The 14,537-nt window shown below is 59.3% G+C and carries 18 protein-coding genes and 1 pseudogene; 5 read left to right on the top strand and 14 right to left on the bottom strand.

From position 1 onward, the window contains the following. From B3759_RS13425 to B3759_RS13390, 8 genes are all read right to left on the bottom strand, one after another. Window positions 1–438 carry a type II toxin-antitoxin system PemK/MazF family toxin gene (locus tag B3759_RS13425; protein WP_291366554.1) on the bottom strand — a complete coding sequence of 146 codons (438 nt, stop codon included), beginning with the start codon at window positions 436–438 and terminating at the stop codon, window positions 1–3. A 2-nt stretch (window positions 439–440) separates the two neighbouring features. Further along, window positions 441–701, bottom strand: coding sequence for a type II toxin-antitoxin system prevent-host-death family antitoxin (locus tag B3759_RS13420; protein ID WP_291366552.1), 261 nt, complete (start codon window positions 699–701; stop codon window positions 441–443). A gap of 71 nt (window positions 702–772) precedes the next feature. After that, window positions 773–2,371: a type I restriction-modification system subunit M gene (locus tag B3759_RS13415; protein ID WP_291366550.1), complete on the bottom strand. Its 1,599-nt coding sequence runs from the start codon at window positions 2,369–2,371 to the stop codon at window positions 773–775. 215 nt (window positions 2,372–2,586) lie between these two features. Beyond that, window positions 2,587–3,249, bottom strand: a complete 663-nt coding sequence (locus tag B3759_RS13410; protein ID WP_291366548.1) for a hypothetical protein — start codon at window positions 3,247–3,249, stop codon at window positions 2,587–2,589. Window positions 3,250–3,389: 140 nt separating this feature from the next. Further along, window positions 3,390–4,016: a hypothetical protein gene (locus B3759_RS13405; protein ID WP_291366546.1), complete on the bottom strand. Its 627-nt coding sequence runs from the start codon at window positions 4,014–4,016 to the stop codon at window positions 3,390–3,392. A 73-nt stretch (window positions 4,017–4,089) separates the two neighbouring features. Further along, window positions 4,090–7,260 carry a MobF family relaxase gene (gene mobF / locus B3759_RS13400; RefSeq protein ID WP_291366544.1) on the bottom strand — a complete coding sequence of 1,057 codons (3,171 nt, stop codon included), beginning with the start codon at window positions 7,258–7,260 and terminating at the stop codon, window positions 4,090–4,092. Further along, window positions 7,257–7,568, bottom strand: coding sequence for a hypothetical protein (locus tag B3759_RS13395; protein ID WP_291366542.1), 312 nt, complete (start codon window positions 7,566–7,568; stop codon window positions 7,257–7,259). Before B3759_RS13395 ends, mobF begins: the two co-directional genes overlap by 4 nt. Next, the gene (locus tag B3759_RS13390) at window positions 7,565–8,311 is read right to left on the bottom strand and encodes a BRO-N domain-containing protein (protein ID WP_291366540.1); all 747 of its coding nucleotides are present in this window, start codon (window positions 8,309–8,311) and stop codon (window positions 7,565–7,567) included. Before B3759_RS13390 ends, B3759_RS13395 begins: the two co-directional genes overlap by 4 nt. 386 nt (window positions 8,312–8,697) lie before the next feature. On the opposite strand from B3759_RS13390, the gene B3759_RS13385 reads away from it, so the two are divergent. The 5 genes from B3759_RS13385 to B3759_RS13365 all read left to right on the top strand — a co-directional run bounded on the left by B3759_RS13385 (window position 8,698) and on the right by B3759_RS13365 (window position 12,018). Continuing rightward, entirely contained in the window at window positions 8,698–9,276 is a 579-nt protein-coding gene (locus tag B3759_RS13385; RefSeq protein ID WP_291366538.1) for a hypothetical protein, read from the top strand. A gap of 7 nt (window positions 9,277–9,283) precedes the next feature. After that, entirely contained in the window at window positions 9,284–10,141 is an 858-nt protein-coding gene (locus tag B3759_RS13380; RefSeq protein ID WP_291366536.1) for an FAD-binding oxidoreductase, read from the top strand. After that, entirely contained in the window at window positions 10,134–10,652 is a 519-nt protein-coding gene (locus B3759_RS13375; RefSeq protein ID WP_291366534.1) for a hypothetical protein, read from the top strand. Before B3759_RS13380 ends, B3759_RS13375 begins: the two co-directional genes overlap by 8 nt. A 178-nt stretch (window positions 10,653–10,830) precedes the next feature. Beyond that, entirely contained in the window at window positions 10,831–11,586 is a 756-nt protein-coding gene (locus tag B3759_RS13370; protein ID WP_291366659.1) for a hypothetical protein, read from the top strand. Window positions 11,587–11,610: 24 nt separating this feature from the next. After that, the gene (locus B3759_RS13365) at window positions 11,611–12,018 is read left to right on the top strand and encodes a hypothetical protein (RefSeq protein WP_291366532.1); all 408 of its coding nucleotides are present in this window, start codon (window positions 11,611–11,613) and stop codon (window positions 12,016–12,018) included. Between the two features lie 99 nt (window positions 12,019–12,117). On the opposite strand, the gene B3759_RS13360 is transcribed toward B3759_RS13365, so the two are convergent. The 6 genes and pseudogenes from B3759_RS13360 to B3759_RS13335 all read right to left on the bottom strand — a co-directional run. Then, window positions 12,118–12,432, bottom strand: coding sequence for a hypothetical protein (locus tag B3759_RS13360; protein WP_291366530.1), 315 nt, complete (start codon window positions 12,430–12,432; stop codon window positions 12,118–12,120). Further along, a complete protein-coding gene (locus tag B3759_RS13355; protein ID WP_291366528.1) occupies window positions 12,429–12,734 on the bottom strand; it encodes a hypothetical protein in 306 nt (101 codons plus the stop codon). Before B3759_RS13355 ends, B3759_RS13360 begins: the two co-directional genes overlap by 4 nt. A gap of 108 nt (window positions 12,735–12,842) precedes the next feature. Then, window positions 12,843–13,196: a hypothetical protein gene (locus tag B3759_RS13350; RefSeq protein ID WP_291366526.1), complete on the bottom strand. Its 354-nt coding sequence runs from the start codon at window positions 13,194–13,196 to the stop codon at window positions 12,843–12,845. A 119-nt stretch (window positions 13,197–13,315) separates the two neighbouring features. Further along, window positions 13,316–13,771, bottom strand: coding sequence for a hypothetical protein (locus B3759_RS13345; RefSeq protein WP_291366524.1), 456 nt, complete (start codon window positions 13,769–13,771; stop codon window positions 13,316–13,318). A 141-nt stretch (window positions 13,772–13,912) separates the two neighbouring features. Next, a pseudogene (gene ssb / locus B3759_RS13340) lies at window positions 13,913–14,332 on the bottom strand (single-stranded DNA-binding protein); the annotation flags it as partial. A gap of 23 nt (window positions 14,333–14,355) precedes the next feature. Next, a partial coding sequence (locus B3759_RS13335; protein WP_291366520.1) for a hypothetical protein occupies window positions 14,356–14,537 on the bottom strand: 182 nt, incomplete at its 5' end.

Raw genomic sequence — 14,537 nt, 5'->3', positions numbered from 1 at the left:
TTACGCGCTCCTCTGGACCTGCCCGGCCCTGCGGGCACGCACGGCGGCGAGGAACTTGTCCCGCATTTCGTTGAAAACGCCGGTCGGCAGCAGTCCGTAAGCGACACTCGCGGCATCGCCGGGACGGGCGGGGCGGAGATCAGGGCCGGGCCAGATGAAGCGGTTGGCGTCGGTCACAACGATCCACGACCGCGCATCGTCCAGTCCGAGGCGCCGTTTCGTTGCAGGGGGCAGTTCGACGGCGAGCCGCTCATCAGCCGGGGGCGTGTGCGTGATGGGCAGGACGGTCACGAGGGCCTCGCCGTCGTCATCGTTCGTGACGAGAATGACGGCGCAGGGGCGGTCTTTCGCACCTTCTTCCTGTCCGCGTGAGGCCTCGTTGCGCCAGAGAAAGGCATAGCGGATCACGAGGCCCGCGACAGGTGCGGGAAAGGACACGGTCAGAGGCGCTCATCGTCAAACGCGCTGGCCGCGGCGGGGGCTTCGCTGGCGGCAATGGCGGCGATGTCGGTCTCGCTGAAATCGTCCAGCCCCATTACCCGGCGCTCGCGACGCTTCAGCCGCCGGTATTCTTCCACGCCCATGAGCACGAGGCTGTCACGGCCATGGTTGGTGATGGTGACGGGCTCCCTGAGCGCCGCTTCGCGATAACGGCCGAAGCCCTTCTGAAACTCGGCCGAGGAGATGCTGAGATTGGCCATGAGAGCGCTCCGGATTTCGATTTATCCAGATTATCCGGATTTTTGCCCGGGCGCAAGCAGGACATGGCCGCTCACGCCATGACCCGCTTCAGAGACGCAGTGATCTTCGCGTTCAGTTCCTCGCCCTGTTGGAACTGCTCCTGCAAGGTTTTCTCCAGCGCCGCGAAGCGTTCCGCAAAGGGCACGCTGTCTTCTTCCGCTTCTTCAGCGCCGACATAACGCCCGGGGGTCAAAACGAAGCCGTGCTGTTCAACCTCATCCAGCGTGACGGATTTGCAGAAGCCGGGAACGCCCTCATAGGGAGCCGCGTCCTTCTCGCCGCGCCATGCGTGGTAGGTGTCGGCGATGCGGGCGACGTCCGCATCTGTCAGTTCGCGGCGGGTGCGATCGACCATCGTGCCGAGCTTGCGGGCGTCGATGAACAGCATCTCCCCGCGACGGTCGCGCCATCCTTTCGGGTTTTTGGTGCGGGTCAGGAACCAGAGACAGGCCGGGATCTGGGTCGAATAGAAAAGCTGGCCGGGCAGGGCCACCATGCAGTCCACAACGTCGGCCTCGACCATGCGGCGGCGGATCTCGCCTTCGCTGTTCTGGTTCGACGACATGGACCCGTTGGCGAGCACAACGCCCGCCATCCCGTTCGGGGCGAGGTGCCACAGGATATGCTGGAGCCACGCATAGTTGGCATTGCCCACAGGCGGCCTGCCGTACTGCCAGCGGGGGTCGTCCTCCAGCGAGGCGTTCCACCAGTCCGAGATATTGAACGGCGGGTTGGCGAGAATGGTATCGAAGCGCAGGTCTTTCAGCTCGTCCCGCAGGAAGCTGCCTTCGTTGTTCCAGCGGATATCCGCGCCGATGCCCCGGACGGCGAGGTTCATTTTCGCCAGACGCCAGGTGGTGTGGTTGCTTTCCTGCCCGTAGATCGCGATATCGCCCAGCTTGCCGCCGTGGCTTTCCACGAACCGCTCCGACTGCACGAACATGCCACCCGATCCGCAGCAGGGATCATAGACGCGGCCCTTATAGGGTTCGAGCATGGAGACCAGCGTGCGGACGACGCTGGATGGGGTGTAGAACTCGCCACCGCGCTTGCCTTCCGCGCCTGCGAAGCCGCCCAGAAAGTATTCATAGACGCGCCCCAGCACGTCACGGGCCTGATCCTCGCTGCCGCCCATGCCGATCTCGGAGATGAGGTCGATCAGTTCGCCCAGCATGACACTGTCCAACGCGGGACGTCCGTAATCCTTGGGGAGAACGCCCTTGAGCTGTTCAGGGTTGGCCTGCTCGATGGCCAGCATGGCGTCATCGATCATCTTGCCGATGCCGGGAGAGCGGGCGTTGGCCTGAAGATGCGACCAGCGGGCGGTCTCTGGCACCCAGAAGATGTTCTCAGCCAGGTATTCGTCCGGGTCCTCGGCAGCGGCCGGATCATCGTGCAGGAGGATCTCGTGATACGCCTCGAACGCGGTGGAGATGTAGCGTAGGAAGATCAGCCCGAGCGTGACGTGCTTGTAGTCGGACGGTTCGAGGTTCTTGCGCAGCTTGTCGGCCGCCAGAAACATCTGCTGCTCAAAGCCAAGGGTGGCCGCTGTGGTCTTCGCTTTCGCCCGTGCCGTCTTCTTGGGGGGCGGAGCGGCATCCGGGTTCTTGCGGGGGCGACCACGGGGCATGGAAACAGGCTTTCAGGCTGACAGAACAGGCCGTTACAGTGTGCCCGATCATGGATGGCCGGTCGAGGGGAGATGAGAAACTGTATCGTAGCACATCATGTTTCGGGGGGCTGACCCCAACCATTTAGACATGTCGCTCCCATGCTGCATTCGGCCCGTAGCGTTTCATCCACTCTCGTGAAAATAACCCACCGTCAAATCCTGTGACTAATCACTCAATATGAGCAATCTAATGCAGCATCAGGCAGTGTATCCATGTGTCCCCAAAATCGAAAAACGGCACGTGCATAACGCCGCAAATCATTCGACTGAATTCGAATCTCATCGCTTACGGGCACATTACCAGGAACCAAGTCGTAACAGTCGAAAGACGGATTGCCCCAAAGGTGTGGTGCGCGACCTCGCAGCTTCCTACACGACCGGCCATCACCGTGGCGGACCACATTCGCCACGTCATGCATTTCGATAAGAACGTCGTCGATTTTATTCTCAGCAAGACGGTGCGAGCCGATACTTATGCATTTTTTAATCAGTTTTCCCCAATCTTCTTCCTTCACCCGATGCTCGTTTGCCCACCGCCTAAGTTGACGTTCAAACAAGCCGTCGAGTGTGAGGACGAATGCTTTGATAGCCTCGTTCGCTGTATAATTATCGACTTGAGCGGCGCATCTATCAAGGAATTCGGTTAAAGTCTCCGCCTTCCCCATGGTGAGCGCGCCATGCTTGCGAAGTTGGTTAAGTGTTACCTCAATCACACGCCGATAAAAGCGATCAGCGTTCGCTTGAAAAACGCGGGGAAGCTGATCGACCGTGTTCATAATCCTGTACGCCGCTACTTCGGGGAAATAATAATTGTTAAATTTACGCGCAATCTTCATACATTTCCATGCCAATTCCAATCGCCAATTTAGGAACAAGGTTCCTTTGTACCGATGCAGCGCACATCGAAATAGAAGAACAGTCGATACATGGGAAGATATGCCTTTCAACCATCATTGGCGAGTGAACACTGGGGGTATCAGTTCGTTGTCGCGGCATTGAAATCGTCCGCGTCCATCCAACCTTTGTTGGTCTGGACCATGACGGCCTTCTGCACGCTATCCTTCTGAAGCGCCGTCACAAGCTCGGGGAATGCTTTCTGAATATTCGGATTGCGCGCCCAATCGGGCACATCCGTCGCCGTGACGTGGAAAACCACCTCGGAAATCTTCTGTCCTCCACCGGGAACCGTACCCGGCTCGGAGAAGTGGTCAATCGACGTCACCGCGTAACGACCGGCGCAGAACTGGAACGAGTTGCGATATCTGGCCGCCTTTCCCATCTCAGTGAGGGAATAGGTTTTCTGATGAACGGTCTGCGTGCCCATTCCGAATAGAACCGGTTTCTGAACCGTCTCGTCCTTGACCGACAACAGGCCAGCTGACGTCAATGCGTCCCATGGGCGCGTATCGTCACCTTCCACCGTGTAAGGGAAATCCGCCTTACCCATGGTGAAAACGAACTGTTCGCCTACTGGAATGCAGGATTTCTCATAGTGCTGATTCAAGGCCTTCTTGAAGTTTCCCTCGGTCGCCGCCTGTGGGTCATCTCCGCATCCTGCGAGAGCCAGAACGGGCAGAAGGGCAACGACAGCAAGAGAACGCATGCAGACACTCCAGATCACATCGGTTTGGCATCCCTCCATAAGGGAAAAAAACTGGAACCGGTATAAAAATCAGTTACATCCCCGGTCCCGGCGAAACAGTCCGCGCCCTCTGCCAGCGCAGCACGCGCTCGGTCGTGGTCATCGTCGGCCCGGCGTGCTTCATGATCGCCTCGATCTGCCGGTCGAGATCCACGAGACGCGCGCCAGCCGTCTTTTCAAGCGAGATGGCCTGCACCTTGCGCTGAACCTCGCCCCCATAGTCCCGGTCCGATTGAGCGAGCGTCTCCTGAGCGACGCCAAGGCGGATCAACTCCTGCACGCGCTGATCGCGCTCCTCGGGCGTCCGGAAAGGCACGTCCATACCCAGCGCCTTGTAGGGTTTGTTGGCCATCGCCTTTGCCACGTGATCCCAGAGTTCGTCGCTGGTGACGGGCGTAAGATCGCCCAAGGCCCTCTGATTCCGCACCGCCTCAAACGTCGCGGCGTCCGAAATCATCGTCCATGTCGTGCCCTTGGCGCGGCTCTCGGCCACATAGCTGGTAAAGCCGGTCGCGTTGCCGACACCGCGTGGCATGGCGTTGATATGCTCGTCCGACGTCAGCCCCTGAGCGGCATCCACCGTCATGGCAAAACCGAACCCTACAAGCACGCGCCCGCTCTTGGCGTCACGGAAACGGTGCCACTCGACGTCGGCCACCTCGCCGTCCTTGGTCCGGACACGCAAACCGTCCTTGCTGTGCGCGACCACGGTGACAACATCGCCATTGTTGCCAACGGTCTTGCCCTGCCCGTCCACCTTGCCCCATGTGCGACGATAAAGCCGCAGACGATCTCCGGCCGCGACCTGCAGATCGTAGGTCTCGCCGCGCTGGTCGATGGCCTGCACGGTGATCTCCTTGCGCGAGATCTCGCCCCGTTCCTGCAGGATCGAGCGCACGGCACGGCTGAGGTCGGCCGCATCCCGGTTGGTCAGCGCGGACATGGTGACGCCCCTCTTGGAACCTGACGCGGCCAGTGCGTCCCGACGGGTGACATAAAGCCGGGCGATCTGCTGCATCACCTCATCCTCATCACCGCCCACGAGGCTGATCGTCCCGTCCTCGCGCTTCATGTCGATCGCGCGCCTGACCTCATCGAAATGAAAGCGGTTACGCGGATCGTCGTCGTTCTCTGCGTCCGTACGCGCATAGGCCGCCTTGCCTTTGACGCGATACGCTTCCAACTGCTCACGGGTCGCCTCCTCTCCACGAAAGAGACCCGCGATCTCGCGATTACGCGCTGTGGTCTGACGCACGGTGGAGAGAAGCTCCGGCATATCTTCTTTCGCCAGAACCCGACGCAGGATTTCCAGGGCATCGCCAGCCTCAATCGACTGCGCCTGCTCCCGGTCACCCAGAACCTTGATCGTGCAGCCCGTGCGGCGCTGCAGTTCCATGAGCTGAAGCATCTGCCGGGGCGCGACCTGTCCCACCTCGTCGATCACGAGAACCGTGTTCTCCGTGACGGTGTGATCGCCTTTCTCCAGACGCATCAGGAACGGGGCCAGCGCCCAGCGGTCATGGATCCCGGCTTCGGCCAGTGCGTCGGCCTGACGCCACGCCGTCGCCAGACCGATCACCTCGCGCCCCTCGGGGGCGAAGGTCGTGTCACCCTTCCACGCCGCCACCAGCGGCTTGAGGAGGAAGGTCTTTCCCGATCCGGCGACACCGGTCAGCATGGACAGCTTGCCGCCACGTCCCAGGGCGTAGATCGCGGCTTTCTGGGACTGGCCGTGCTCGTCATCGTAATGGCCACCGCTCGCCTCAATGGCCGTGCGGATCTGTTCGTCCGACAACGAGGCGCTGCGGTCACGGCTTGCACGGGCCGCCTCGCGCGCAAGGGTCTCCTCGATGCGGATCTGCGCGCTGTTGGTCACGCGCACCCGGTCATTCTTGAGCGTCGAGACCAGCGAGACATGCTCGTCGTGCAGCGTAAGCCCCCGCTGCTCAATCATGGAGACAACCGCGTCGATGTCTTTCACGCCACCCGGGATACCGGCGCCGATCAGCCCCCGCGCGGCATACATCCGCAGTTTGTCGTGATCGAGCACGGCCGCCGTCTCGAACTCTTTGGCAAGATGCCGCGCCGCGAACTCATAGGCCTGCTCATGGCGCTCTTCGAGGGAAAGGCTCTCCGGGCGGCACTTGTCGATGACGCTTTGCGGCGTCCACCCCACAGCCGCGGCGCGTTGGCGCCACGCTTCTTCGTCAATGCCAGACTCATTCTTCTTCTGGCGATAGGCGAGACTGGCGGCCTTGAGCATTTTGTTTTTCAGCTCGGCCGTCATGGTGTTCCAGTCGTGCCCTTCTTTCTCCGCGTAGGCCCGCGCCTCGCGCGTCACCTGGGCGGTGCGGCTGCTGAACGCCTCGTTCGCCGCCTGCGGGATCGCTGTAACGACGACCGCCTGTTCCTTTTCGTCATAGGCGGTCTCCACGCCCAGCTCTCGCAGGTAATCCGCGAGCCGGGCCTGAAAGTAGGCACCGAACTCATGGACCCGCGACCGCAGGCGCTTGGTGTCGAGGGAGCCTATGTGCCCGTCTTCGGTCAGGACCATGTTGTAGAGCGTGTTGTGGATGTGCATCTGGGGATCGCCACCCGTATTGGCTTCCGTCAGATAAGTGGTGCCGGATTGGGCGTCCTCAAGCGCGACCGTGGGGCGCGAGGTCCGATGCCGATAGGAGGACCAGGCCACGTCCCCCGCATCCGCACCGGCCTCTCCACCGTGCCCCCGACGTGCGTGGCCCAGTTCACGCGCCACGTAGCGCATGGTGTCATCGTTGGCCTTCTGCATGGCATGCCAGAAAGCCGCATTCTCAGCCTTCGTGGGAGCAAACTCCGCCGCCAGCGTCACCGACTTGTGGGGGGCCATTGTCAGATCGTATGCACTGATCTTGCGCTTCGCCGCCGACCACGCCTCTCCGGTGTCTGCACGTTTCGCCTCGAACAGGCGGGCCAACGTCTGCATCGTGGGTGGCTGCCGGCGATCAACCCCGAGTGCCTCGGCCATGCGCTCACTCATTTCCGGATTGAAGGACGCTCGTCCATCGCGTCCGAGATAGTAGTTGGTCAGACGCTCGCCATCGGCATCCGGCTCCTTGCCTGTATCCATACGGAAGTCATGTTCGGGATCCGGCTGCCCCTCAGTGAAGTAAGCGGCAACCACCGCGCCCTGGCATCCCGCCGAGATCTTGCGGAAGGTCATCATGACAGGTGAGCGTCCTCGTCGCCGTCGCGACGCACGGGGCGCCCCTCGAGATGATCGAGCGTGAAGCCCGTCGTGCGATCGATCCGCCGCAGGATGGGGTTCTGTTCCTGAACAACCTCGATCAGGCGGGCCAGAAGATCGTCGAGCGTCGGGCCTTCGGTCTCCGTGGGCGACAGGATCTCGATCAGAAGGGAGAGCTTTTCGCTGACGCTCCGCAGTTCTTCCCGCTGCTCATCCATGCCCTCCTGTAGCTCGGCAGCCCATTTCGGGACGGTCGAAGAAGCGGACGGCTCAAGGGTCTCGCTCATCGCCGCGTCTCCCTGACGGGCACCGATATGGCCGCTTTCGGTCCTTCACTGTCCGGTCTGAGGGCCAAAGCACCCGCGCCCAGAGCGGCCGCGATCCCTATGGTCCGGTTGAGGGCGACAACGTGATCGCCTGAGATCGTGCCGGCCTCCATATAGGCCACGTGGGTCCGCCACAGGGAGTCCACCAGACCGATAGCCTGAACCATCCCCTGCACGTCACACCGAGCGACGCGAGCCAGAAATGCCTCATCCGGCTCCTCCTGAATCAGTGGAAACTCACCGATTTCCCTGCGTACGACGAGGTAGCGCCCCGGGCGCCGCAAGTAGGTCAAAAGCGCACAGTCATCCGAACTGAGTTGAGATGTGTCAGGTGAGGCTTGATAGCCACCTGTGCGACGAATGGAGGGCAGGACCTCCTCTGTCACCCAACGACGAAACCTCTTCGCTTCGGGGCGACGGGAGACGAAAGTGAGCTGATACATTCCACTTTCACTCACAAACCGAACCTGCTGCTCGCCTCCATTGGTCTCGCTCAGCCCTAGTCGCACCTCATCCTCGTCAAGCCGGCTGCAGGCATCGCTCACATTCCGAATGCCCAGGATCCCGCATACCTCGCTCGCCTTCAGCCACAGCCGTTCAGCAAAGGTCTCCCAGTGGAGTGGCCAATGCTCGAACGATGACGGCGGAAGAGGCTCAGGCGAGCTGCTCGATCCTGCGCCTCGCGATGTTGTCTTCTCACTCATGGAACGTCTCCTCGTCAGATATGAGGACGGTCCCATCACTCGCTGCGACTGAGAAAACTTTTCCCCAGGTCCGGACACCGTGAGCAACGAAGGGTCTCGGTATTACCGATACCCTTTCGGTAGCCCTCGGCGCAGCCCCCGCACCAACGGTGCAATGGTCTATGAAGACCCCTGTTTTACCTACTAGCCACGATGCTAGGTGCGGTGGTCATACCACTGGTAGGCACATGGGCAGGACTAGGGTGTCAGGTGCTATGCAGATGCGCACGAAGCTGCTAGGCAACCTGCTAGGGGCTCCGATGGCGACCTCTTGAGGTGCGTATCGCAACAGTCGAAGCAACGTCTCTTGCGATCTGAGTGCTTGAGCCAACGAAAGAGCGGCATACGTGACGGATTTTGATGCAGCCCGCGAGGATGAACCCCGCGACGTAAAGAGCAATCGCTTCATAAAGGCCGTTTCCGAACGTGGAGCGAGCCGAGGAGACACGTCGCCGCTTTACCGATGGATGTGGGATAACTTCGAGGCCATCGCCGAGGCTAAAGCTCTCTATAAAAAATGGGACGTGTATCTCGATCTGGCAGCCCAGGACGGCATTACAAAGACAGCGCTCGGTGAAGTGCTTTCCCCCGGTGTCGCCACCCGGACTTGGCGGCGCGTGCGGCAGGCGAAGCAACGACAAGCCGCGCATGAAGAAGGAAAGCATCCCGTCGCTCGTAGGGACCGTGGGGCTCTTCCGAGCAGAGCCTCGTCGGACTGGAGCCCTCCAACCGTCCAAACGGCCCCCGGAGCGGATATTGAAAAAGACAGTTCAGTCGCACGGAAAGCAGGCACGCTTTCAAATGTCGAGAAACCTCTGACGCCGACTGAGAAGGACGCCGCGTCGGATGAGCTTCTTGGCATGGACGTATTAGAAACCCTCGCCAGGCGCCGTAAGAGGCGCGGGGAAGGTTTCATGATGGAGTAGCCTGACCATGACCACCGCGGCCACGAAAGCTGGAGCCAAGAAAGACCCCCATGAAACAGACGTCACTCGCCCGAAACTGATTGTAGCGATAGGTCGTCAACGAGTAGGCAAGACGACGCTCCTCAAGGCAGTGACAGAAATCAGCAGATCACAGGGAGCAAACCCTGAAATCTGGAACACAGATATGATGAACAAGTCTCACGCCATCGACGTTTTGGGCGGGGACGTTTTTTCGCCGACGCAATCCTCTGTCGCAGGCCAGGCTAAATGGTTGGAACAACGCATCCTTGACCTGTCCAAAAGTGGTCGCGACGCTGTTCTCGATATTGGCGGAGGATGGACTGCGGTTCACGAGCTGATCCAAAGCGCGCCTTTGCTTGGAACCTTGCGTCGATTGAAGGTCGATCTTGTGATGATCTTCGTTATCGGCGCAGAAGAAGCTGACCTTGACTATCTCGACGACCTCTACAACCGAGGTTTCAATGCGCCCCGTTCAGCTGTCGTAATCAATGAAGGATTGCTGCCCCAGTCCGCTGATTCAGACGATGTTCTGAAATCTGTTATCGCGCATGCAGGTGTTCAGAGAACGCTTAAGAAAGGTGGGAGATGTGTGTTCTTTCCTGCCATCAATGGCTTGAAACAGATAACGGAACGCAAGCAGACGTTCACCGATTACGCGGCAGGCAAATCGGTGCCAGGGCTTCCAGAACCATCTATTTTCGATGTGATGCGCGCCCAGTTCTGGCTCCTCCACGATCTTCCCGAGTTCATGCACGACCTGGGGCCGGAGTTTCTCCCCAGCCTGCCGAATGGTCTCCCACGAATCTGGTCGCAGGAAGAGGTCGAGGAGATGGAGGATGTCTGACTCCTCTCTGGCGCCAACGTCCGGGCCACCAAGACGCGGCTCAAACGGCCTCCCGCATGACGTCTACTCAAAGCAATTCGAGGAGCAGCTAAAAACACTGCGGGAAGTTGCTGCAGAGTGGATAGCTCGGCCCAAAAGACCAGAAGCGCAGGTGATGTCGTCTATGGTCTCTCTCATCGTGGCACTGGGAGACCAGTGTCACTCAGCGCGTCTCGCCCTCAGCGAAACAGCCGCCCAGTGTCGCAAGGACACGAATGACGAGATCCGTGAAAGCCGCAAGCTGATCGGTGAAGGTGTCAGGGCGGTCGAGACGCTCAAACAGGTCAACGAAAAGACCGTGGACGCTCATCTTGCCAAACTCCTGATCCGGATCGGCAAGGACATCTCGGACTCAGTGCAGAAAAGCGTCGAACTCGGCAACAAGCGCGCGGCATTGGAGATACACTTCCGCACTGTGCTTTATGGGTCGATCATCTTCTGTCTGGGGTTCGTCTTCGGTCATGTGATGTAGATGTGACAGAAACTGACACGCCTCACGGGCTCTCGAAGAATAAAAAGAAACTACCCCGCAAAGTCGCACGATGTCCACTCATCATGGCGTCTCCACATAACGAGAGGAGATGCCAGTGCGACCCGCCTTTCCCAGGTTCCCACGACGACGAGCGGCCGGGCTTTTTGCCCTTGGTCTGATGGTCGTCTCGGGAACCTGTCTGCACGCACAGACAATCACGGTCCCGAACGGTCTCCCACAGGGACCGATCCCCACCTATGAGGAGGTGGGGCTGGGCGGCTACACCCTTCCGACGTCCGGGGGAACGCGGACAATCGGCGGCGATGGCTCTACCGTCAGCACAACCACGACCACCAGTTCGGGAACGGACTCTGACGCTCTGGAGAAAATGTATAGCAACTCATGGGGCTATCAGGCGGGTCAGAATGCCGAGGCCGTGGGCGTCAATCCCAGTGCTCTGGCTGCCACCTGTATCGTGGAATCTGGCTGCTCCAACGTCTATACGGCGAAAGGAACCAACACGATTACCGGCGCTTTTCAAATGAGCAACAGCACGTATACAGCGGCCCTGAACGAAGCTCTTGCCGCGCACCCTGAGCTTGCCAGCACAATCGTCTCAGGAACAGCTGGACAGCAGGATCCGGCTACGCAGGCGATTGCCGCGGCGCAGTACCTCAAGGATGGCGCCACGTATCTGGAAAAGCAGGGAATCTCGTCACCGACATCGGTGGACACGCGAGCTTACTACAACTTCGGCCCCAGCACCGGCGCGAACATCGCTCGCGCGTCAGACGATACCTTAATGTCAACATATCTCTCCGCGAAGACCATGTCCGGAAACGGCGTGACGTCAGGAGAAACCGTTGGGCAGTGGAAAGCCGCCGTCGCGGCTAAAATGGGCTCGGCAGCGTATCAGCCTGTCCTCGCAAACTGAATCAAAGCAGGAACCAAAACGATCATGAATCTTCTTAAAGCTTGCACATTCTCCGCACTCGCCATCGCCGGCCTGTCGCTTGGCACGACTTCGCACGCGGCTGGCCTCAAAGCTGTGAAACCTCTGAATGGCTACCGGTGCATGGTGATCGACGCACCGGACGAAGTGATGATGGATTTCCAGCATCCCATTGAAATGCATGAAGCGCCGGGCGAACAGTCTCCCACGGTATCGGGGATCTCGACCGTGTTCGCGGTAGCGGAACCGCCCGAGACCAGCGGCGGTTTTATCAAGACCATGAACTTTGCATTTAAGCCGGGATGGGTTTCGACAAAATGGGTGAAGCCTTACGAGGCGGTGCATCCAGGTGTGAAATGCGTTCCGTCCGTGATGAGCGACGGTAAACTTGGCTTTGACTTTCCGCGAAAATAAACGCTCTGAATGGGTTCGTAAGCCTACGGACCATCGGAGATGAAAAAGGCCGTCCTTCAAGGGCGGCCTTTTCTTTACCAGTCTCAAGATTTCAGGTGGTCATGATGTCGGTGTCTGGTGACGGACACGCTGTAAACTCCATCGCCCAATCCTGAAGACAGTGCGGCCCGTCACGTAAATGATGCCACAAAGCATTCCGACGCCGATCACGGAAACACAGGCTGTCACGAACATGACTGCGTGACTCTGAGCCGGATGAATCAATAGACCACACATTTCGCGTGCAGTGGCCACGTGTGCATCGGACACCGGCACGAGTGCTTTTGTAGCGGCCGTGTTCGCGGGCCATGCCTGACACGCCGTTGTAAGGCTTTGCAGACTGGTGGAGACAGATGCCGGCACAGGATCGCTCATACCGCTACCTCCCTTTTTCCTTCGTCCGCCCTTTGTGTTGTCTCCAGTTCCCGCAGAATGGCGTCGTTTCTGGGCCTGATGGGACAAGGATTTGCGAGATGGGCATCACGCAGCCGCAGAAGCCAGCCTGAGCGGGCTTCATCCAGTGCGGAACGTCCTTCGAGACATCGCCGCAGCTGCGTGCGATGCATCCTGCACTTTTCAGCGGCAGCGTTCTCCGAGGTCCAGCCGATGTGGAACAGGACCATGGACAATTCGGCTCCCTTGAGCCGGACGGATGGGGATGTCGTGTCTTTGCTCATGCCCCAAGCGTAAAAACCCCGCCTGCGACTGTACGGGACAGCCGAAAAAAAAAAGCGTCCCGAAGGACGCTTTTCTTTCACCCCGATATCTCGCCCCAAGGGCTGACGTCACAGAGACAGGAACGTCCCTGCAATTCCGTAGCTACTCGCGGCAACGTAAAACATCAGGCCTGCTCCGAGGACAATTATGGGGCCTGTGACGGTCTCTCCTTCTGCGCTACAGCGTTTCAGAGCGCACGCAGCCGACACCATGCACCAGATCCCGGACAGCGCCACGACAGCGAAATCAGTCGTTGACGGGTTGCGCCAGTGAACGCTCATGCCGAACCATGCAAAGGCCAGCCCCATAAAAACGCTCTCCCATTTTTGCGGGCCTGTGTAGGCGTCCACGATATTGCGGACAGCGTTCCGAGCGATAGTCGTGAGGGTCACTCTCTGTCTGGCAGAACTCTTGGTGCTCATTTTCTTTCGTCCATCGTGCCATGCAAATTAAGTTATGTGAGTCGTTATTAGCATGCCAAGCGTGCGACTTTAGAGGCGACCGGAAAAGAAAGAGGCATCCGCCCGTCATTTGGCCTCTCTTACTCTGGTCTGGTGAGATGACCGACCCATCGTCCACCCTGCATGAACGCTATGGAGTAGGGCTCGAGCGACCATGAAAGGCGCACGCTCTGACCGATGGAAAGAGCGTTGTAGGCGTCCCTCGACACGCCAACGTCATAGGTCAACCCGGTCGGCAATTTGATCCGTATCTCGGGCCTGCCCTCTCCGATGTAGCCATACAGCGGCCACCACTGCTTCGAGAGATATTTCTCCCTGACGGTGGCCAGTCCTTCGGGCGGCTTTTCGCCCGGTTGCTGCACGGCCTGCGCTACGCCAGCGACGACAACCCCGAAGCCTACGCCGCCCAGCAGGAACAGCATCCCCAGACGCTTGCGCTGCTTCGTCTTGCCGAAGACAGTCAGACGGGCACCCCGGATAGCGCCGAGGCTTCCAACCGTCATTCCTACCACCTGCACGACATCGGCTGTCATCATAACCCGCCGTTCCTTATTTCAATCGCGTCCCGCACCTAGCTGAAACGGTGTTCCAACGCCACGATCTTCAGAAAAAGGGGCCGGAGACCGGCCCCCTGACGGTCAATCAACGCACGGCGCGAAGGGCACCTCATCGTCGAGGCCCCCGAAGCCAGAACCGGCTGGCGCTCCGCCACCCTGCTCACGGCCCTGACCGCCTTCGTTGTTGTGGTTGGTGTCGAGGAGCACCAGATCACCACCAAAGCGGTCGAGCACGATCTCTGTGGTGTATTTTTCCTGACCAGACTGATCCGTCCACTTCCGCGTCTGCAATTTCCCCTCAAGGTAAACCTTGCGCCCCTTGCGAAGAAAACGCTCGGCCACGTCCCCAAGGCGATCATTGAAGATGACGATACGGTGCCATTCGGTGCGCTCGCGGCGTTCACCGGAAGCCCGGTCATTCCACGTTTCGCTTGTCGCGAGACTGAACGAGACAACCTTCTGCCCACCCTGTGACGTCCGCACCTCGGGATCACGTCCGAGATTACCAACGAGAACAACTTTATTGACGGAACCAGCCATAACACACTCCACACAGCTATTACTTACGAGAACACAGCGAATACTGGTTTTTTGGTGGGAAACATTCCCTGTCCACAAGAAAAGAATAGTACAGACCGCCGATTGCCACAAGCAAAAAAAGCCCGGAAAACCGCCAATAATCGAAAATAAATCGCCCGAATTAGCGTTTTTATTGCTTGCATTACTTGGTCTAAACCAGCGTTTT

This window comes from Acetobacter sp. UBA5411 (assembly GCF_002409645.1).
Classification (GTDB): Bacteria; Pseudomonadota; Alphaproteobacteria; order Acetobacterales; family Acetobacteraceae; genus Acetobacter.
Note: the sequence above shows the minus strand (reverse complement) of the source record. Positions and strands in the feature narration are given on the sequence as shown.